We start from the raw sequence: 21,299 nt of genomic DNA on the forward strand, positions 1-21,299 counted from the left end.
ACCCCACTAAATATAAGGATTTGTTATAATAAGCAACCCCTATTGTGCGTTGAGTATTATCTAATAAATCACTATAAAAGATTAGACGCCTATAGAACCAATATAAGGAAAGTTACATGTCCTCACAATCGGATTCAAAAGCCAATTCAATCTCCAGTACTGCCCCGCAGCAGCCCTACAACCCTGCTAATGAACAGCCGACTACTGCGCGTCCCGTGGTCGAAGTAAACAACCCTTATGCCAGCCTACGTGGGACTAGCGGTAACAAACAACTCCCTGCGTTTGATGAATCGCTAGTGAATAAGTACAACCGCTCAGGGCCACGCTACACTTCTTATCCGACCGCGCTTGAGTTCTCCCCGATATCTGAGGGCTTAGAGGCACAGATATTACAAAACCGTGAAGCGCGGGCGCCATTATCGCTATACTTTCACATTCCGTTTTGTCGTCATCTTTGCTATTACTGTGCTTGTAATAAAATCATCACTAAAAAGAACAGCGATTCAGGCGACTATCTACAATACCTTATTAGTGAGATTAAACATAAGCGCAGCTTACTATCGACACCAGAAGATGGCACTGGTATTCGCAAGAACCCACTGGTTAAGCAGCTGCATTTAGGCGGTGGTACGCCGACGTTTTTGCGTGATGAAGAAATAGTACAGCTGTGGGAGTTTTTGCAGACCCAGTTTGATTTTTTGCCAGAAGATCAAGGCGATTATTCTATTGAGATAGACCCGCGTGAGCTGAGCGGTAATACGCTAAAAGTGCTACGTAATCTTGGCTTTAACCGTATCAGCCTTGGCGTACAAGACTTAGATGAGACCGTACAAATCGCAGTCAATCGTGTGCATTCAGCAGAGTTAATTGAAAACGTCCTAGCCGAGGCGCGTGATTTGGGCTTTCACTCTATTAATCTTGATCTCATTTATGGTTTGCCCCATCAAACACCTGCTACCTTTAATAAAACGGTAGAGCGTATTATTAAGATGTCGCCTGATCGTCTATCGGTCTTTAACTACGCGCATCTACCTGAGCGCTTTAAGTCCCAGCGTCGAATAAAAGATGAAGACCTGCCAAATCCAAGCGATAAAATCTTGATGCTCGGCAATACTATCAATACTTTAACGGATGCAGGCTATCAGTTTATTGGTATTGATCACTTTGCCAAGCCTGATGATGAGCTGGCAGTAGCGCAGCGCGAAGGCAAGCTGCATCGCAACTTTCAGGGCTATACGATCATGGGCGACTGTGATCTATTAGGCTTTGGGGTCTCGTCAATCAGTCAGATTACCAACGCCAATAGTAGCTATATTTTGCAGAACCATACTGACTTAAGCGTTTATCAAGACAGCATTAATGCCTCAATTAACAATCCTGCTGTCATGCCAGCCGTCAAAGTTATCAAAACTTCTGTCAAAGATCGCTTGCGTGAGTATGTGATTATGAATCTGCTTTGTCATGACTATATTGACTTTCGTGATGTGAATCAAAAGTTCGGTATCGATGCGATCACCTACTTTATAGATGAGATCCAGCAGTTAGGCGAGATGCAAGCAGATAAACTTATTGACATGGATGCTGCTGGTATTCGTATCATGCCAAAGGGTCGTCTATTAGGTCGTAATGTGGCGATGGTATTTGATGAGTATCTTACAGAGAAGCACAAAGATCGATTTTCTAAAGTGATTTAAGCGCTCATATTTTGTTTAAAATTAAGTCAATAAAAAGGCCTCAATGATGAGGTCTTTTTTAGTTTGTGAGTAAAATAAAAATTGAAAGGTAAGTACTACACTTTTAACTTGTCACCGACCATACCTTTTACCGTACTTAAGATATCAGCGGGCAATACGACCATTTTCGAATTGTCAGACTCTGCTAATTGGCGAATCGCCTTGATATACTGCTCACCAAGTAGATAAACAATGGGCATCTCCTCATCTCCCATCGCTGCAGTAATAAGACGAATAGACTCCTCAGAACCCTTAGCCAGTACTACTTGCGCTTCAGCATCACGGCGTGACGCTTCTAGACGACCATCAGCTTCTAAGATAGCCGCTTGCTTTTGACCATCAGCACGAGTCACTGTCGCACGACGTAGACGCTCGGCCGCTGCTTGCTCTTCCATCGAGGCTTGCATAGTCTGTGAGGGGTTAATATCTTGAATCTCAACGGTCTTGAGGGTAATACCCCAATCAGCGATATCTTCTGAGATAGCATTCTTGAGCAAAGCTTTGATTTCATCACGACTAGATAAAGCATTATCCAAATCCATCTCACCGATGATAGAACGTAGAGATGTCTGCACTAGATTGCGAATACCATACTCATAATCTTCGATACCATAGACGGCTTTGTCTGGACGAAGAATATTAATATAAGCGACCGCATTAGCAATAATCACCACATTATCACGAGTAATGACTTCTTGTGAGGGGATATCCAGCACAATGTCTTTGGTCGTGACTTTGTAGGCTACTCTATCGATAAAAGGAATAATGAGCGTCAGACCAGGCTCCAGTGTTTGCTGATATTTACCCAACCGCTGTACGACCCATTTATAGCCTTGCGGTACAATACGCACCGCCTTTAAAACAGTAAATATAATTAAGGCAATCAATACCAAGGTTACGATACTACCGCCATTTAAACTACTTAAAATGCTATTCATAACGCTCTCCTTGAGCCATTGCTCTATTCAATCAGCAATGTCGTATGTGTTTACGCTTTTCAACTTATATAAATTATGCTACTAGAATACTTAATAGTTGAGATATTTATTTTTAAGAGCTTTAATTAAATAAATCACTTATCAAAGGTATTATTTGTCCATGAACTTATTTTTAAGACGCACTTGGTCTAAATTAGGCTTATTCAGGTTAAGACTACTCGCCTTAACTTTTTGGGCTATAGGTTGAGCTTCAACCGCAGGATTGATTTTAGAGATGATGTCAGGCTGCACGACGTTAGACATAGTAATACGTTTGGTTGGCGCTACAATAAGATCATTACCTACGATATCAGTCACGACCACTCTATCACCTACTTCGACCTTGTCATCTCCGGTACGGCAAGGCCATTCATCAGCACCGGCAATGGGGACATTAAAGCGCACTACACCAAGCGAATTGGTTTGCGGCTTAAGCACAATCATGCCAGTCTCACCGATAATCACACTACCGCCAAGTCCTGCTTTGGTACGATTTACCGATAAAGGCTTGATGTACCTGACCCAAGCGAACATAAACAGCACCGATAGACTTAGCCAGATCAACACCTCAAACAAGGCAGGAAGTGGTAATAACCAAGCTAGTGCGGCAACAATAATAGCGGCTGCACCGAACCAAAGGCTAGCAAAAGTAGGAATAAATATCTCGGCAATCATCAAGGTAAAGCCTAATACTAGCCAATGCCAGGGTTCAATCATAAACACAGCTTCAATCATGGTTATACCCTCCTTTTTATTCTTACTTATCAATGTAGCATACTTATAAGAGCAATATTGTCTTATATATCAATATTATAGCATTAGTTATGATTACAACGATAGCACCAAACCTTTTATTATGATTATAACTATAGACATAAAAAACGACCACCGAAGTGGTCGTTTTTTACTTTACATTTATCTAATCTAAAGAGTAAATACTTTTAAATTAGAACTTTAAATGTGCGCCAATTGTCATTAAATCAGCATTGCTACCAGCGATATCATATTCAGCTTCGATACCAAAGTCGGGGTTAACCGCATAGCCAACACCTAGACCACCAGCAACGGTTGTATCACTATCTGAGTAGCTGTTTCTTCTAACGTCTACACCACCAACTCTATCAGTAAAATCACCTTCGATTTCAGTTCTAGCAACACCTAGCTTTGCTTTACCATATAAAGCTGTGTTTGGTACAAAATAACGATAAGTACCATAGACGCCATAAGTCTTAGCATCGATATCACCATTATAGTAATCGGCATCACTAGAACCTACGTATTCGGCTTCTACGCCAAAGTTAGGATCGAAGTTGTAACCACCATAAACACCATAAGCGGTTGGGTCATCAGCACCAGCGACATCTAGATCAAACTGACCTACTTTGACGCCGACATAAGGTGTACCTGTATAGCCATTACCATAAGCGACAGCAGCTTGTGCGCCTACGCTTACTAAAGAAGTAGCTGCTAGAGCAAGTAGAGTTTTTTGTAAAGTTTTCATCTTAATCTCCTTAACGTACAATGTGTACAAACAAGTTATATATTTATTTGCTATGTCTCTTTTTACTATGTCTTTTATAGACTTATCGCCTTGTTTGCTAACGATGTAGTTATAATAGCAAATAACATATTTCAATCTGTCAGTGTTTAGCAGTCTGATAGTTAAGTTTTGCAAGCCTTTATGGCTCAATGAGTTACAAAGGCAAAGATATGAAATCTTTTGTTACATTCATATCTTTTTGCTAAAAATTATGTACAAGAAATCTAACTTTCAGGTCACAAAAGACTTATTACTTGGCATCAAAAAATAAAAAACGCACCCCTAAGGATGCGCTATTTTATTAAAAGATTGTACTTTGGCTGAATCTAGCTCATTATTTCTTATCGTCTTCAACTTCAGTGAACTCAGCATCGACAACGTCATCATCAGCTTGGCTATTATCAGCGCCAGCATCAGCACCTTGTTGGAACTGGTTCGGATCCATACCTTCAGCGCCTGCACCACTATCCGCGTAGATCTTCTGGCTAACAGGCAAGAAAGCATTGTCTAATGCTTCAAGCTTGGCTTTGATGTCATCATGATCATCTTCTTTAGCTGCCATTTCAAGCTCTGAGATAGCCGCTTCTACTGATGATTTTTCTTCATCAGTTACTTTGTCTTCAGCATCTTTCAATGCTTTTTGTACCGCATGAATACGACCGTCGGCTTCATTACGCACTTGCGCAAGGTTAGCAAATTTCTCATCTTCGGCAGCGTTAGCTTCGGCATCACGCACCATTTGTTCGACTTCTTCATCCGACAAACCAGAATCTGCTTTGATTTGAATACTTTGCGCTTTACCAGTACCTTTATCAGTGGCTGAGATGTTCATGATACCATCAGCGTTGATATCAAAAGATACTTCGATCTGCGGTAGACCACGTGGTGCTGGTGGAATATCCGTTAAGTCAAAACGACCAAGCTGTTTATTCTGATTAGCAATTTTACGCTCGCCTTGATACACCTGAATCGTGACCGCTGGCTGGTTATCTTCAGCGGTTGAAAATACTTGTGATTTCTTAGTAGGAATCATCGTATTTTTCTCGATAACTGGAGTCATAACCCCACCCATCGTTTCGATACCTAGGGTCAATGGCGTCACATCAAGAAGAAGTACATCAGTTTTCTCACCTGATAATACTGCGCCTTGAATCGCCGCACCAGCAGCAACAGCTTCATCAGGGTTAACATCTTTACGTGGCTCTTGACCAAAGAAGTCTTGTACTTTTTGCTGTACCAGTGGCATACGAGTCTGACCACCAACTAAGATAACGTCGTCAATCTCGCTAGTTTTCAAGCCAGCATCATCAAGAGCAATCTTACAAGGACCCATAGTACGTTGTACTAGCTCTTCGGTTAAGCTCTCAAGCTTTGAGCGACTAATTGTCACGACTAAATGCTTAGGACCTGTACTATCAGCAGTGATATAAGGCAAGTTTACTTCAGTGCTTTGCGCGCTTGATAGCTCAATTTTAGCTTTTTCAGCGGCTTCTTTGAGGCGCTGCATCGCTAAAGGGTCACCTTTTAAGTTAAAGTCTTGCTCTTTTTTGAACTCACCAACTAAGTACTCAATCAAAGCTGAGTCAAAGTCTTCACCACCTAAGAACGTATCACCATTAGTCGCAAGTACTTCAAACTGTTGCTCGCCATCGACATCAGCAATCTCAATGATTGACACGTCAAAAGTACCACCACCTAAGTCATAAACTGCGATAGTGCGATCGCCTTGCTTTTTGTCCATACCATAAGCTAATGCTGCAGCTGTTGGCTCATTGATAATACGCTTTACATCGAGACCTGCGATTTTACCCGCATCTTTAGTCGCTTGGCGCTGTGAGTCATTGAAATAAGCAGGAACGGTCACGACCGCTTCAGTAACACTCTCACCGAGATAGTCTTCTGCTGTCTTTTTCATCTTTTTCAAGATTTCAGCAGAAACTTGTGGTGGCGCTAGTTTTTTATCGTTGATCTCAACCCAAGCATCACCATTATCAGCTTTAACGATTTTGTACGGCACCATGCCGATATCTTTTTGTACGACTTTGTCATCAAAACGACGACCGATTAAACGCTTGATAGCAAAAAGCGTTTTGTTTGGGTTCGTTACCGCTTGACGCTTAGCCGACTGACCGACAAGGATTTCATCATCTTTATAAGCGACGATTGAAGGGGTTGTACGAGTACCTTCAGCGTTTTCGATAATTTTAACTTTATCGCCTTCCATTACCGCGACACATGAGTTAGTTGTACCTAAATCAATACCTATAACCTTACCCATAATTAATTACTCCAATTTGATTAGATTTATGTTTGTATAGCTAAATTTTTGTTAGCTCAAAGCTCTTATCATTTGAATAAATCAAGCTGTGAGCTAAAATTATCAGACCATGAACGGTCACTTGTTGCTTTATATCGGTTTACCCTTGATATTTTTCAAGGCGACTCATCCGCAAACCGATATATTTGTGTGAATATTTGTGAATATCCTCAATCTTAATAAGGAATACTCTATTTATAGCGGTGATGACGCTATTGACCAACACGTACCATAGCTGGACGCAATAGGCGACCATTCAAGCTATAGCCTTTTTGCAACACGGTACCAACGGTATCAGCGTCGGCATCGGTGTCAATACCAACAGCTTCATGCAAGTCAGCGTTAAACTTCTCGCCTTGTGGATCAACGACTTCTACGCCGTTTTTATTAAGTACATCTAACAGCGATTTATGAGTCAGCTTGACGCCTTCCATAATAGCATCATCAGCATCCGTATCGTCTTGCACACTGATAATAGCGCGCTCTAAATTATCGAGCACTTCAAGCAATTCTTTGGCAAACTTCTGTAGCGCAAATTTTTTACTTTTATCCGCTTCTTGCTCCATACGCTTTTGCGCATTATAGGTTTCAGCATTGGCGCGAGCCGTACTCTCTTTAGACTGCTTGACCTCGCCTTCTAGCTCGCTAATACGAGCTTTAAAGGCGTCGATATCGATTTCATTGTCGATAGTAGCGTTTTCGCCGTCGTTAGTCTCAGGATTGAACTCCTCAATAGTTTCTTCTAAAACACTACCCTCACGCTCGATATTGCTTTGTGCCACTTTTGGGTCTTGCGTATCGAACTCATGATTTGGGGTCTGCTCGTTCATAATGATTCCTTATGTTACTTATATTAAATGGGGTCTAGAAGTCTTGTAATTATTGATAATGAATAACTTGTTTTAGGGCGTACTGACGCTTAGAGGTTATGCCTTGTATTGGCTAATAGCTAGCACTTCTATCTGTATTGCTGCATAAGTCACAAGCGTTTTAGAGTAATGGTTCAATAGCTGCTTGATAAAGGTGATGAGGGTAAATTTCAAGCCTAAAGTACAGGAATTTTTCTAATTGTCTGTAGATGTACGCTGCAGCCTATTCAAAACTTTGACTGAAGTGACTGGCTAGGTCTGTAAAGGGTGGTTATATTGTTTATTACTAGACCTTATATAGGTTACTTGTGACTATTCAACATACTATAAACCTAACGATTTTATTACCAAACGAAACTTAATATTTTATAAATTACTCTATTATATTTTGTAATGAACTAATCCCTGATTTACAACTATTGATACTTACAACCTTACTGTTGGAGAATTATCAAGAAGGACTGTTATGTCGATCTTACCTATAACCTCAATTCCGCTGCGTACACGATTTAATAAGGCGGTTAAAAGTTTTAATCCAGCTATTTTGGGTCGAGCTACTGATGAAGATTTAGATAAAAATGATAATAAACAATTAATGCAAAAACGCTCAATAACTAAAAAAGTGCTGAGCTATAAGCCGATAGCGCTTCACCAGCAGCATACTTTGCACTATGCGCTAAAAACACTTGGCTATCTACCGACACCTTTACTAGAAGCACTTGTCAGTTATTTAAAAGGGCCAACCTCAAAGCAATACTTACACGCTAACGCGCATCTACGTCTGATTATAGCGGTTAATGCCAAGCTCAAGACTCCTCTGCAACTAATAGAATTGATCGGACTGCGCAAAAGGTTTGCTGTTGACGCTGTTGCTATGCAAGCACCAAAGGTATGGCAACAGGAGCGAGGCAATTTTATTAAAAATTTGAAGCCTATTACTAAACGTAGTGTCGCACCTGTGAGCTGGCAAGATAAAACGATTGCCAATGCCGATGATGGTGATATGAATATTCGGTGTTACGGTAATGGTGCTGCGTCTAGCACTGATGCTGACAAAGCTAATAACACTGTTAATAACTACAACCGTGATCAAGTCGTTATGTTGTTCTTGCATGGTGGTGGATTTTGTATCGGTGATACCGATACCCACCATGAGTTCTGTCATGCTATTTGTGCACAAACAGGCTGGTCTATTGTCAGTGTTGACTATCGCCTAGCCCCTGAGCATCCTGTACCAACGGCTTTAAGAGACTCTATCGCCGCCTATGCTTGGCTGGCTGAGCATTGTCATACGCTAGGTGCACAGCCTTCGCGTATCCTACTAGCAGGGGATAGCGCTGGTGGCTGTCTGGCATCAATGCTAGCGCAGCAAATCGTTGGCCCCACTAACTCTTTATGGCTAGACTTAGGCTTACAAGGGCAAAAAACTTTTAATCAATTGCAAAACTTGCCCCATCCCCTAGCGCAGATGCCGATATACCCTGTGACTGATATTGAGACGGATTATCCAAGTTGGGCATTGTATGGTAAGGGTCTGTTGCTTGATCACGCAGATATCGCAGTGTTTGACGCGGCCTGTTTGCAATATAGCAAGCTACCTCGCGAGCATCCACTGCTGTCACCAATGACAGGAAATAATGAAAAGGTCTGCCCGACTTTCATTGTAGCAGCGGAGCTAGATGTACTACGTGACCAAGCGTTTGCTTATGCCAAGCAGCTGACCTACTGCGGCGTGGAGGTCCAAGTTCAAACTATATTGGGCGCACCGCACGGCTTTATTCATTTTATGAGTGTGCATAAAGAGATTGGCCAAGAGACTCAGAATATAATTAAGCAATTTGAGCAGTTTGTATATCAAGTAATAAGCACTCAAAAGGTACAGAGCGCTCAAAAGACTTTGGCGGCTTAGCTCTATATTTGATAAGTTTTAGGAAAATATTTTTTAGCTAAAAGGTGAGTTTATGTCTATTTTACCGCTTCCATCGCTTAACGCTTTGATTAAAAAAACCAATAAGACTATTGATAGCGCTATTAAAAACCTGCCTGTTAGTCAGACGCTTTTTCGGCATAGACTACATTACTTATTTAAAAGCTTAGATAGCTTACCTGAGTCAGTCATTGAGCGATTGAATCATCGTCTAGGAGCGACTACTGCTGAACAGTATCCCCATGCTGATGCACATTTGCGGCTGATTATGGCTATCAACGGTAAGCTAAAAAGCTCTCTTACTGTCGATAAGTTGCTTAAATTACGTAAAACATTCGCAACTGATGTCGTCTCTATTCAATCACCAACGGTTTGGCGACAGGCTGAGGCTAATAACAAAAAATCTGGCGTTAACTGGCATGATAAGACTATTGCTAATGGCGATGGTGGTGACATGACTATTCGCTGTTACCGATCTACCCAGCAGAACGTTGATGAAGTCGTGATGCTGTTTTTTCATGGGGGCGGATACTGTATCGGTGATCTCGATACTCATCATGAGTTTTGTCACACCGTCTGTCATCAAACGGGCTGGGCTGTGGTCAGTGTCGACTATCGCCTAGCGCCAGAATATCGCGCTCCAACAGCCCTCAAGGACTGTCTAGCAGCTTATACTTGGCTAACTGAGAACGCTGATACACTAGGTGCATCTGCCTCGCGTATTGTATTATCAGGAGATAGTGCTGGTGGCTGTTTGGCTACCTTAGTCGGCCAGCAAGTCACTATGCCAACGCCAGCATTGTGGCAAGACACAGCTAATGATGACGATAAGCAGGCTATTGATTATTTTATAAATACTATGAGTGACCTGCCGCCACCATTGGCTCAGTTGCCTCTATATCCAGTGACGGACTACGGCAGCGATCATCCAAGCTGGTCGCTATATGGTCAAGGGTTATTGCTAGATAATGCGGAAGCCGACGCCTTTAATACTGCTTACATTAAGCAAAGCAAGCTGCCACAAGCTCATCCGCTAGTGTCAGTGATGAAGGGTGATAGTAGCAATATTTGCCCAAGCTATATCGTCGCCGCTGAGCTAGATATTTTGCGCGATGAAGCCCTTGTTTACGCTCAGTATTTAGAAAATGAGGGTTTAGAAGTAAAAACTTATACCGTACTTGGTGCGCCACATGGCTTTATCAATCTGCTTAGCGTTCATCAAGGTCTAAACCGAGAGACCACTCATATCATTAATGAGTTTGAAGGCTTTGTACAAGAACTTATTGCCTAATAATAGCTTACCGCCTGCTAAAGGCTTATTGCCCATTGAGGATAATGAGCCAAACCTCAGAGCGCGAGCCTAAGCGAAACGGTATACCCCAAAAGCCATAGCCTGAGGAGACCACAAAGTGGCTATTGTTAATAGCTTCATAACCATAGCCTATGCGATTGATAGCGCTGACGATGAAATTTGCTGGGAATATCTGTCCATTATGGGTATGACCTGACACTTGTAAATCTATCGGCAACTGACTATGCGCCATAATATCGCTAGGTCTATGATCTAACAATATTACTGGCTCACTCGTGTCGACTTGCGCCAACAGCTCGGTGGTCGCAACCCGCGCCCGTTTATGATTATCAAAGCGCCCTGCTAGCCAAATCGATTGACCCTTATAATCAAGGCGCAATACTTCATCATTTAATAGCTGCACGCCCGCACTACGCAGCGACTCGCTAATCGGCAGCTCGTGTCCATATAGATCATGATTTCCTAAAGTCGCATAAACACCAAAAGGTAAGCTGGCACATAGCTTCGCTAAATCATCCACCATATTATAATGGGTAAAGGCCTTAACATTATCATCCATAATATCGCCTGGCATCAACAATATATCAGGCTGATTATTATCAATAAGTCGCTGTAATCTAGCGATAGCCTTATTGCCAAATAGGCGACCAATATGCAAATCACTGGCAACCATCATGCTTATCGGCTGGGCAAACGGCTTATCGATAGTAATGTTCAGTCTACGTACTGCAGGACTATAAGCGCTGTAAAATGAGTGGATAAACAACCCTACAAAAGCGAATAGCGTTATCAGGCGCAGAGTATAAATCAGCGTGTTTACATCCTGCAAAGCTATCCCTGTGACAGTCATAAATAGCCAATAGCTACCGTATAGTAGAACGCCTAGCAGCGCACTCAACACTAGATAATGCATGACCAGCATCCAAGCACTTATCCAGCGATAGGCATTGGCTAATACTTTACTCACGCTCAATAGTAGCAGGCCATTGGTTATGATAAATATCACTGCAAATACCATAAGCTTCGCTGGATAATCAGACAGCCAAGGCTGTAGCCACCACGCTAAGCTATATGCCGCTCCTAAGCTAAATAGCTGCAACAAGCTAAAGACAATGATAAAAAACGTATAACGCATCTGTTATCTCAAATAAAATAATAACGGTTATAATAATACTAACTGCTTGAAATTACGACGCTATTACGTGTGCTTATCGTTGATAAAACGCAGTAATAACAAGGTGAAATAGTTTATAGTATAAGTGAAGTCATTCAACGATAGCTATCATTGCAGACTGAGGATCATCATGCCGCAGACCCTATATCATATTGATATCAGTGATAAACAGAGTGCTGAAAAGCTAGTAGCTGACACTATTAGTATCACAGGTGTGCGCTGGGTCAATGTCAATCGTACTGAGCGCACCGTAGTAGTCACGCACGATGATGATTATGATGAGGCAGCCTTTAAGGCTATAGCGAAACTGTAAAACTTATAGTTAGTTCACTAACCATCGGTGCATGGAATGCACCCTACTCCTACTCTATTTTTCGTGAAGGGTATTAGATAATTGTAGATTATAATGCTGGCTGTAAAGTATCTGCTTTTAAGGTAATAATCCAAATCTCAGAGCGCGTGCCGAGTCTAAACGGTACGCTACCAAAGCCGAAGCCAGACGATACTAAGAACTGAGTATTATCTATTTGCTTCGTGCCATGAACTAAAGGGCTAAATATTTTCATCAATGTCGTCAATGGAAATATCTGTCCGCCATGGGTGTGCCCTGATAGGTGCAGATCAATGGGCAAAGCGCTTATCTCATCGATAGCTGAGGGACGATGCTCTAAGAATATAACTGGTTTATCGGTATCGACTTTATCTAATAGCTCCTTTGCCGATAAGCGCGTCAGGTCAATATCGTCTGAGCGTCCAATCAGCCAAACGGCTTCATTAAGCAATACGCTTTGGTTATCTAGCACCGTTATACCTGCATCTGTCACCGCCTTGGCTATTTGCTTTTCATAACCAAAATAATCATGATTACCCAATACCGCATAGACCCCAAGCGGTGCTGTCAGCTTCGATAAGCGCTCATGCATATTGGTTTTGTCATAATAAATAGTATCATCATTCATGATATCGCCTGCCAAAACCACGACATCAGCGCCCTCTGTCTCAACGAGATTGACTAATTTATCCAATTGCCGATTGCCAAACCAGCGACCTAAATGCGTGTCCGATACTAGCGCTATTTTTAGTGGTTCAGCCAAAGGTTTATCTGTGCTGACAGTTAGGCGCTTTACTGCTGGTACATAAGCGTTAAATACTGCTAAGCCAACAATACCAATATAGATCATTACACCAATAGCGCGTATCAACTTTGGACGCTGCGGTCGTTTAAGCAATCGACAATATATTAGTGCAATCACAGCGGTAACTAGCGCCGCATAAATCATAAATCCTTGCAATATCTCTATCACTAAATAGACATTGAATCGCGCTCGCCAAAACTCGCTTAACCCATAGACTAGCGCTATATTATTTATAATAAAAATGCTGAAAATCAGTACTAACTTTTTAACAGTGGTCTTAGGCTGTATTAACCACCATAAAATAACACTAGTGGTTACTGCTAATAACTGAGTTACGATAATAAAGAGCCACATAATTGAATCTAAGTGAATAAAAGTGTGCTTAGTTTAGCTTTTATTTTATCAACTCTGACCCTTGTGGCTATTATTCACTGATATTTCATAATTAATGCGTAGTCTAATTAACGCTTGTCAGGCGCGATTTTGCAAAGACCATTTTGACAAGCTTCTACAGCAGCTTTGCCATAAATCGCTTTTGTTACCCAGTTTGGGATTCGATAGCGGTTACGCGCGACGTAAGGATAAGCAAAGTCGCCCAATTCCTTAATAACAGGTAGATAAAGCCAGTTTGCCCAGCTGACATTTGCAGTTTTATATAGCAGTCTTACTGCATCCATATGCGTATGCCAATCACCGTTGCTGTCTTGCACGCAAAGATAAGTCATCGCATCAGCGCGATTAAACCCTGCTGCTTGTAACATATCCAAGCCTTTATCCACTGATATCAGCTCAATGGCCTGAGGGTTACGCGCTTGCATATTATGTGCCTCCGTACTGCACAGCACGCAAGCATCGTCATAGTACATAGTGATTGCCAGTTTATGTTGGCTTGTAAGTGGCGTTGATTCAGTTTGAGTATTCATCATGCAATTCCTAGTTTTATACTGATTAATTTATCTCGATTAAACATATTGTTTAAGCCGACCCTAGTCTTTTTAGAGCACCTCCAATAGGACAAGAATATTTATGATCTAAATGACTCACATGACTCACATGATCAGCTGGCTTTTTGAATAAAATATCACTGTTATTTATAGCTAGTACTCTATTAGTATTGGCTGATAGCTTTGTTCGGGTAGGTTGAGAATTAGCATTATTTTTTGCGATATGATTATTAATATAAATAACATTATCCCCTTTATTATTAGTGGTTTTCTTACTAATAACATCATTAGCAGTCTGTATTGAACAGAGTGTCTTACTAGCTAATATAGGAATTACAGGCTGCTGTGTCCACTCTGGAGCTATAGTATCTAAACGCTTTGCCAGCTCTGGCAAATGGTTAGTCGGCACCGCTGGGAATAGATGATGCTCAATGTGATAGAGCAGATTAAAGGTCAGTAGATTAATAAGCGGATGGCGCTCACTACGCGCATAAACCAGCTCATCGCAGCCGTGATGCACGCTCCATACTGCAAAGAAGCCTACCAACATATTCGCCACTAGCATGACCAGTACGTGATACATAAGTACAGGATGCATAGTGATAAATGCCGTAGTAATCACCGCTGATATCAGCACCATATCAATGACGACCAATAGCCGATTGCGACGGCTCTCATGAGTCAGTCCAAACCACTGAATGGCAATAGAGAACTTGCCACCGCCTACTATCGCCTTATACCAAGGCAGACGCGCCCAATTGCCCTCGACATCGCTGTCGCCTAATGGATCACGATGATGATTAAGATGCGTATGGCGAATCGCATGGGTACTACAAAGCATGGTGATACTAAGCATAAATAGCATCAGCTCTGTAGCAACTTTACTCACGCCTAAAGTACGATGATAGCAATCATGTGCCTGTCTAAGTGCTGCCACAAAGAAGAAAAACGAGCTGACAAGCGCAAGTAACCAAAAGCTTTGAGCCGCGCTCCACCACGATAGTAGTAAAAATGGCAGGGATAGCAGCACGTTATAAACCGTCTCTGTAACACCTAGTTGACGCAAGTCTTGCCATTCGATATTAGCTAATGAATGGTTATTTGATAAGTGACGCATGATGCTCTCCTTAATGAGTGTTAAGTAGTAGCAAAGAACATATAGACGACTACTATAATATTTCTTAAATTTCTGTCAAAACTGAAATAATAAGGCAAAGCTTTAATTTATTTATTTTAAGATTTTACCTTTGGTACTATTATTTTGCCTAACACTACGCTGCTCAGCCCACCTACCGACCCTAAAAACAGTGCGCCTTTTAAAAACGCTAAAATATCGTCACTATTAAAACCAGAAGGAGTATCCGCATAATTACTATGATTAAAAGTAGTACCTAGATAAGTCTGGATAAAGCTTTGAAGCTCCAAAGCTGTTATCAAAAGCATGAGGCACAAAACCGTCATAACAAAACCTGTGATAAATAGCTTTAAATAATCCTCTACACCGACGATCACAATTCTATGTCTGCTTACAAACCATCCTGTCAGAATAGACGGCACAAGTCCTATAATCGCACCAACAGTAGCAAACAATATAGTACCCATTATCATCGCAAACATAGGACTGCTATTACCAAAGATTATTTCAAACAATACACTACCGAATCCTATTACTGCACCGCCAATAGCGCCACCTAGTAAAGTATAAGTCCATATGACCGAACTTGTCGGATATAAATAATTGCTTATGCCTGTCTCTTTACTATTCATAATGTAATCACCGATGAAGTATGCACTGGAAACTTTAGTTAAAACAATTGTTATGTAATTACTCTACTCCTTCTTAGATAATTTTAGAAGTATTATTTACTTTATTTCTGTCAATAGTGAAATTATAAGATAAAAATTTATAGTGTCTAGTGTCTAGTGTCTAGTGTCTAGTGTCTAGGCAATATAGACCAGCCTAGAATCAAGGCACTAATACCGCCTGTCAAAATCTGAATAATCAAAGGTAGCTCTATTACTGATAAAAAAGCAAAACCTATAACGCTACCAACAACTAAAGATATAAACAAACCTTTATAGCTATAATTGATATTCATTTGTGCAAGAACCCAACCCGTGAACAGCGAAGGCAACAAACCCAATAAGAAACCAAAAGCTATATAGAGGATTAATGATAATCCTGATAGCAAAGCTGTATTCAATGCATCAACTGCGCTAAAACTATTAGCTTTTATTGGCATAGCAGGCAGCGCCATTGTCAGCCAAAGAAACAGGCCTCCAATAGCACCACCGAACTGCACAAACTGATTAATTACATCTCTTTTGGGATAGTCAGCCTTAACTTTATTCACAAGTATATCTACTTTAAATATATATTGTTTCACATGAAACATCGGCTATCGTCAATTAGCTCTGCTCCGCTAAAGCGGTCTCAAGCGTTGGCTGCTCAAACTCGTAACCAGCATCAAGTAGCGCTTGCGGCAATACCTTTTGCCCATCAATCAAAAGCGTCGACATTTCACCAAACATCAGCTTAAGCAAGAACTCAGGTAAAGTAAAGATAGTCGGGCGATGTAGCCATGCACCGACGTCTTTGGTAAATTTATGATTAGTCACAGGATTAGGCGCAGTCAAGTTATAGACTAGCGCTGGTGTATCGCTCGTCGTGCTGAGCGTATTATTATGCGTTTCAATCTTATCAGCTAAATGCTGTTCAATAATAAAGATAGCAGCCCCTACCCAATCGTCACGGCTGACCCAGCTCATGATTTGCTGGCCATCGCCTAACTGACCGCCTACCCCAAATTTAAATGGCGTCAATAACTTGCCGAGCATACCGCCTGAAGGATGGATTACTACACCAGTACGTACAATAGCGACAGGGACGCCATATTCAGTAGCCTTTAATGCTAGCTGCTCCCAGTCCTCACATAAACGATGCGAAAAATCAGTCTCAAAGCCACTGCTCTCAGTCAACGGTTTATCGCCTTGTGTACCATACCAGCCAATCGCCGAACCACTGAGCAGCAGCTTAGGCTTATTAGGCGTACGCGCGATAAAGGCGAGTAGCGACTCTGTAGGCTTGATACGGCTGGCAAGTAGTGCCTCTTTACGCTCATCGCTCCAACGCGAGTCGGCAATCCCCGCTCCTGCTAAGTTCATTATCACATCATAGCGGTTATCGGTTTTTGCCAGCTCATCATAGGTCATCAGGCTAACAGTATCAGGATGCGCTTGACTCGTATCGCGAGTCAGCCAAGTGATAGCGACCTCTTTACCCGTTTGGTAATAACGTTTGATAATCTCATCACTAAATGCGCTACCCAAAAATCCTGTACCACCACTGATCAAAATATTCATTGCGACATCCCTCTTTTATTGGCGTAAAAAGCTATTCAACTGATTGGTTATCTAAGGTTATAAAGTCTTGATAAATATCGTCGCCCTTTTTCACTGGATTGTCAAAACGCGTTGTACAGGCTTTTGGTAAGGCTGCGAGACTGGCGATAACTAAATTGACACCGCCAAATAGACCTATAGTTAGCATGGCAACGGATAATATACCGACTTCCTCTACGCTACCAATGCCCAAATATATAATTATGGCAGCGATATAAAGCGCTGAGATAACAAAGCCAATTAGAAATACTGTGCGAGTACTGTGTGCATCACCCTGCCATATTTGTTTATTAGCAATAACCATACCCGCTAATAATGCAGGAATAAGTCCTAATAATCCGACGTGTAACAATGGATGCAAGCCGATCTGCGCAAAATTAGCCTCTCTAAATATAATTAATAGAATCAGCTGAACGAGCAATCCACCAATGATACTACTAAGCCCTGTAAACATCGTAATCACCTGTAAATAGGGGTAGCGTTCTGCTTTATTATTTTTCATTTTACATATCCTACAAAAGTGAGTATTCACTTAGTATAGGTATAGCATTGGTACAAACTATGGATATGTTATGGAGAGTTGATGAATAGGTTTTTCAAGAGTATTAAGTTATGGTCTTGGCAAAGCAAATAGTCCTGTTAATATAGCGCTGACGACTCCTATTAATGTTATAAAGATCACACCCTCTATATCATTTGCTATAAATGTAGCAACAACTGTAGTTGTACATGCACCAATGACAGCTGACCATAACAATCCTTTAGCATTGCGATGCAGCTTAAAGCTGGCTATCAAAAAACCTGCTAAAGTTGCTGGAATGACACCAAATACAAAGCCAAGAAACAGTCCTGCAAAAATAAGGTAAAAGTCCTCTAGTGCAAATGATTCAATTAAAACAAGACTCATTAAGAAAGCTCCACCGATAGGACCACCAAGCAATAAATACATAAGTATCACTTTACCAGTAGGATAATTACTTTCTACTACTAGCGTTTCATCCAATTTAAACTCTTCTTCAGGCAACTGAATAGCTGCTGCGGTAGTAGCATTTTTCTTTATATCGTTGGATGACATAAGAGGCTCCTAATATTTCAAAAACTAATCTCATAAACTCAATAGGTATTTTTATAATAATTTCTGTCAAAACTGAAATGAGCAGCTAAATTTTTATTTTTTAATACATCCTATCCCAAAAACTTCTTTACACTAGCGCCTAGTTTCAATACCTTTTTTAGCGCACTTGTCGGCAGTCTCAACATCTCTGACGACCAAGTAGTGACGGTGGCTACAAACTCCTGAGTATCTTTAATGCGTGTCTTGACTTCGCTATTCTCAAATTCAAACTCAGGACTGTCCATTAGCTCTTGTAGGAAATGTACCGTCGGATCAAGTTCACGCTTTTGACGCTCAACTACTACGATACGTGCCAGCTCCCAGACATCAGTATTAGTGGTGAAATGATCACGCCGATCGCCTAATACCGAGACCTTTTGTACCAGTCCCCAATTTTGCAGCTCTTTAATACTAGTAGACACATTTGAGCGAGCCACGCCAAGCGTTTCAGTGATTTCTTCAGCATCTAACGGCTTACCGATAATGTATAACAAGGCATGAATCTGTGACATCGTACGATTGACGCCCCACTTCGAGCCCATCTCGCCCCAATGTAAAACGAACTTTTCGGTAACTGGGTTAAGTTTCATAGTAGTACTTGCTCTTTATTGATTAATCTAAGTACTCAAAAGGTTTTTATTTATAGGTTATATATAAACAGCTTAAAACCATCATGCACCTTTCTATTATTTCTGTCAACAGTGAAAATATGTTATTCAGATGATTCCACAACTATAGTTTGAGTCAGCGTATAACTTGTCCCGTCAGTGCATCATTAATCTGACTAGGTCGCTGATAATTTAAAGTTTCACCTGTTAGATAACGTACATTATTAGCATAGTTATCATTTTTATCTGTATCTATATCTAGATTTGCAAAATAAGCTTGTGCTTGCGCTAACCCTGAAGCTGGCGGCTTGCCTGCGGGGTTACAACTGGTCGATACGACAAAGCCATAAGGGTTATTCGGCGTGACCATCTGCGCGCAGAGCTGCTGGATCATGGGATGAGCGATCAATCGCACCGCAACGCTATTATGAATACCTGTAATCCAAGATGGAATAGTCACCTCAAGCGATTCAGGTAACGGCAGTAGCCAAGTTTGTGCCTGCTGTACTTGTGAGCTTACAGCTTGTTGATTAATAGGATAATGATTTAAAAGAGGCTGCCAACTATCCGTTACGCTTTGACGCTGTTTAGCATTTAAGGATGCTAATAATGGCGCAATCCGCTTTATATTATCAGTGATTACGATCATACCCTTATCCACTGGGCGCTGTTTAATCGCTAAAAGCTGCGCTACTGCCGTCTCATTGAACGGATCGCAGCCTATACCCCAAACGCTTTCAGTCGGGTAACAAAGCAGCTTACCCGCTTTTAGCCATCTAGCAGCTTGGCTGATATCGGTCGTAATATTTGGGTTTGATAGAGGATCAGATGGTTTCATAAGAATCAATACGGGAAAATAGAGAGTGATAGATGACTTTATAGGATAATAAAGACTAACTTTAAGCTTTTATAGGCGTAAGTAGCGACCGCCTTGCTCGTTGATAACCCCTAATAACTCTAGCTCCATGAGCTGAGCGATGAGCTGAGCGGTACTTAATTTAGTGGTAACAAGTAGCGCGTCTAAATCCTGCCCATGCCAATCTAGCTGCTCATAAACGTCAGTCAAATGCTCAGGAATGGTCACTTTCATTTTTATAGCGGTACTGATACTGGTATTGTTATTATTACTTTTATCGCTACTAACATCAGTACTACTATCTGGCTGGACCTGAGTGCTCTGCTTGCTGACAGACTCAGAATTTTTAGATTGAGAAGAGAAGCCTACTGGTCGCTTAGCACTATCTGCCTTAGAGTGGTCTGACCTAGAGTACCCTGCTGGGATAGTGAGCTGCGCATCGACATCATCGAGCACTTGCTCAGGATGATAGATCAATGTTGCGCCTTCGCGAATCAGATGCAGACAGCCTGTCGCATTATTATTATCGATATGACTGGGAATAGCAAAGACTTGCTTGCCTTGCTCGGAGGTCAATCTTGCTGTGATCAGCGAGCCGCTTTTTATAGTCGCCTCGGTGACAATAGTGGCTAGACTGAGACCTGCAACTAAGCGGTTGCGCCGCGGAAAAGTATGCTTATGCGGAAGAGTGTGCGGGAGTAGCTCACTAACGAGACAGCCGCCTTGCTCTATGATTTGGGTGAATAGCTGCTCATGATGAGTAGGATAGCAGACGTCAATACCTGTGCCCATCACACCGATAGTTCGCCCTTGATGCTCGACATGAGCTTGTGTCAGCGCCCCTAGATGCGCGCATTTATCTACTCCTACTGCCAAGCCACTAGTAATCACGTAGCCGACTTGAGCTAGATACTGCGCCATATCAAAAGTAGTCTTTTGTGCATGAGGGGTCGGCTTACGACTACCGACCATAGCTATCTGTGCTTGTTGCAGGCGCGCACTATTGCCGCGACAGAATAGCAGTGGCGGCGGATCGTAGATCTGTAATAACTGAGTAGGATATGCTGGCTGATCGGCGAAGAGTATCTGATACTTACCACTATCTAGCGCTATTACAATCTTATCAATACTAGCGATAGTTTGTTCAGGCTCTTCATGACGTGCCAGATGGGTCTGGTGAATACCTAACTCTCGCCAAGCGCTTAGCGTCGCAGACCATGCTTGCTGTGCGCCGCCAAAATAACTAATTAGCTTATGAAAAGCCTTTAATGACGCATTCACCTCATACCACAGCGCTACTGTTGCGCGCTGATCTGCTGACAAGGTGGGCTTAGATGCCGTCATAATTCTTAGCTCTTAGTTAACCTGACTTTTAGTTACTATTATCTTT

The 21,299-nt window shown here is 41.7% G+C and carries 20 protein-coding genes and 1 pseudogene; 4 read left to right on the forward strand and 17 right to left on the reverse strand.

Going from position 1 to position 21,299, the window contains the following annotated elements:
* Positions 1–116 precede the first annotated feature (116 nt).
* Complete coding sequence (hemN, locus tag Q9G97_RS13245; protein ID WP_305899182.1) at positions 117–1,694, forward strand: oxygen-independent coproporphyrinogen III oxidase; 1,578 nt, start codon at positions 117–119, stop codon at positions 1,692–1,694.
* Positions 1,695–1,789: 95 nt separating this feature from the next.
* Here the strand turns inward: hemN and Q9G97_RS13250 are convergent, their stop codons facing one another.
* From Q9G97_RS13250 to grpE, 5 genes and pseudogenes are all read right to left on the reverse strand, one after another.
* On the reverse strand, positions 1,790–2,671 hold the full coding sequence (locus tag Q9G97_RS13250) for an SPFH domain-containing protein (RefSeq protein WP_305899183.1): 882 nt from the start codon (positions 2,669–2,671) through the stop codon (positions 1,790–1,792).
* A 318-nt stretch (positions 2,672–2,989) separates the two neighbouring features.
* Positions 2,990–3,445, reverse strand: a pseudogene (locus Q9G97_RS13255) (NfeD family protein); the annotation flags it as partial.
* A 211-nt stretch (positions 3,446–3,656) separates the two neighbouring features.
* The gene (locus Q9G97_RS13260; protein WP_305899184.1) at positions 3,657–4,211 is read right to left on the reverse strand and encodes a porin family protein; all 555 of its coding nucleotides are present in this window, start codon (positions 4,209–4,211) and stop codon (positions 3,657–3,659) included.
* A 373-nt stretch (positions 4,212–4,584) separates the two neighbouring features.
* Entirely contained in the window at positions 4,585–6,528 is a 1,944-nt protein-coding gene (dnaK, locus tag Q9G97_RS13265; RefSeq protein WP_305899185.1) for a molecular chaperone DnaK, read from the reverse strand.
* A gap of 251 nt (positions 6,529–6,779) precedes the next feature.
* Positions 6,780–7,397 (reverse strand): nucleotide exchange factor GrpE, encoded by a 618-nt coding sequence (gene grpE, locus Q9G97_RS13270; RefSeq protein ID WP_305899186.1) that lies wholly within the window; start codon positions 7,395–7,397, stop codon positions 6,780–6,782.
* A 505-nt stretch (positions 7,398–7,902) separates the two neighbouring features.
* Between grpE and Q9G97_RS13275 the strand changes: the two genes are divergently transcribed.
* Both Q9G97_RS13275 and Q9G97_RS13280 read left to right on the forward strand, forming a co-directional pair.
* Positions 7,903–9,345: an alpha/beta hydrolase gene (locus Q9G97_RS13275; RefSeq protein ID WP_305899187.1), complete on the forward strand. Its 1,443-nt coding sequence runs from the start codon at positions 7,903–7,905 to the stop codon at positions 9,343–9,345.
* A 52-nt stretch (positions 9,346–9,397) separates the two neighbouring features.
* Positions 9,398–10,654, forward strand: coding sequence for an alpha/beta hydrolase (locus Q9G97_RS13280; protein ID WP_305899188.1), 1,257 nt, complete (start codon positions 9,398–9,400; stop codon positions 10,652–10,654).
* Positions 10,655–10,679: 25 nt separating this feature from the next.
* Here Q9G97_RS13280 and Q9G97_RS13285 read toward each other — a convergent pair whose 3' ends face one another.
* Complete coding sequence (locus Q9G97_RS13285) at positions 10,680–11,810, reverse strand: metallophosphoesterase (protein ID WP_305899189.1); 1,131 nt, start codon at positions 11,808–11,810, stop codon at positions 10,680–10,682.
* A gap of 169 nt (positions 11,811–11,979) precedes the next feature.
* Between Q9G97_RS13285 and Q9G97_RS13290 the strand changes: the two genes are divergently transcribed.
* Entirely contained in the window at positions 11,980–12,162 is a 183-nt protein-coding gene (locus Q9G97_RS13290) for a hypothetical protein (RefSeq protein WP_305899190.1), read from the forward strand.
* Between the two features lie 88 nt (positions 12,163–12,250).
* On the opposite strand, the gene Q9G97_RS13295 is transcribed toward Q9G97_RS13290, so the two are convergent.
* The 11 genes from Q9G97_RS13295 to dprA all read right to left on the reverse strand — a co-directional run bounded on the left by Q9G97_RS13295 (position 12,251) and on the right by dprA (position 21,253).
* A complete protein-coding gene (locus tag Q9G97_RS13295) occupies positions 12,251–13,339 on the reverse strand; it encodes a metallophosphoesterase (RefSeq protein WP_305899191.1) in 1,089 nt (362 codons plus the stop codon).
* 107 nt (positions 13,340–13,446) lie between these two features.
* On the reverse strand, positions 13,447–13,911 hold the full coding sequence (locus Q9G97_RS13300) for a thiol-disulfide oxidoreductase DCC family protein (protein WP_305899192.1): 465 nt from the start codon (positions 13,909–13,911) through the stop codon (positions 13,447–13,449).
* A gap of 49 nt (positions 13,912–13,960) precedes the next feature.
* Positions 13,961–15,046 carry a fatty acid desaturase gene (locus tag Q9G97_RS13305; RefSeq protein WP_305899193.1) on the reverse strand — a complete coding sequence of 362 codons (1,086 nt, stop codon included), beginning with the start codon at positions 15,044–15,046 and terminating at the stop codon, positions 13,961–13,963.
* A gap of 116 nt (positions 15,047–15,162) precedes the next feature.
* A complete protein-coding gene (locus Q9G97_RS13310; RefSeq protein ID WP_305899194.1) occupies positions 15,163–15,696 on the reverse strand; it encodes a hypothetical protein in 534 nt (177 codons plus the stop codon).
* Positions 15,697–15,863: 167 nt separating this feature from the next.
* Positions 15,864–16,325: a hypothetical protein gene (locus Q9G97_RS13315; RefSeq protein WP_305899195.1), complete on the reverse strand. Its 462-nt coding sequence runs from the start codon at positions 16,323–16,325 to the stop codon at positions 15,864–15,866.
* Between the two features lie 13 nt (positions 16,326–16,338).
* Positions 16,339–17,292: a TIGR01777 family oxidoreductase gene (locus Q9G97_RS13320; protein ID WP_305899196.1), complete on the reverse strand. Its 954-nt coding sequence runs from the start codon at positions 17,290–17,292 to the stop codon at positions 16,339–16,341.
* A 31-nt stretch (positions 17,293–17,323) separates the two neighbouring features.
* Positions 17,324–17,833: a hypothetical protein gene (locus Q9G97_RS13325; RefSeq protein ID WP_305899197.1), complete on the reverse strand. Its 510-nt coding sequence runs from the start codon at positions 17,831–17,833 to the stop codon at positions 17,324–17,326.
* 108 nt (positions 17,834–17,941) lie between these two features.
* Positions 17,942–18,406 carry a hypothetical protein gene (locus Q9G97_RS13330; protein WP_305899198.1) on the reverse strand — a complete coding sequence of 155 codons (465 nt, stop codon included), beginning with the start codon at positions 18,404–18,406 and terminating at the stop codon, positions 17,942–17,944.
* A gap of 110 nt (positions 18,407–18,516) precedes the next feature.
* Positions 18,517–19,035 (reverse strand): GbsR/MarR family transcriptional regulator, encoded by a 519-nt coding sequence (locus tag Q9G97_RS13335; RefSeq protein ID WP_305899199.1) that lies wholly within the window; start codon positions 19,033–19,035, stop codon positions 18,517–18,519.
* 154 nt (positions 19,036–19,189) lie between these two features.
* Positions 19,190–19,891, reverse strand: a complete 702-nt coding sequence (locus tag Q9G97_RS13340) for an L-threonylcarbamoyladenylate synthase (protein WP_305899200.1) — start codon at positions 19,889–19,891, stop codon at positions 19,190–19,192.
* A 69-nt stretch (positions 19,892–19,960) separates the two neighbouring features.
* Positions 19,961–21,253, reverse strand: coding sequence for a DNA-processing protein DprA (gene dprA / locus Q9G97_RS13345; RefSeq protein ID WP_305899201.1), 1,293 nt, complete (start codon positions 21,251–21,253; stop codon positions 19,961–19,963).
* Between the last annotated feature and the right edge of the window lie 46 nt (positions 21,254–21,299).

Origin of the sequence: Psychrobacter sp. M13 (assembly GCF_030718935.1) — a bacterium.
GTDB classification, from domain to species: Bacteria; Pseudomonadota; Gammaproteobacteria; order Pseudomonadales; family Moraxellaceae; genus Psychrobacter; species Psychrobacter immobilis_G.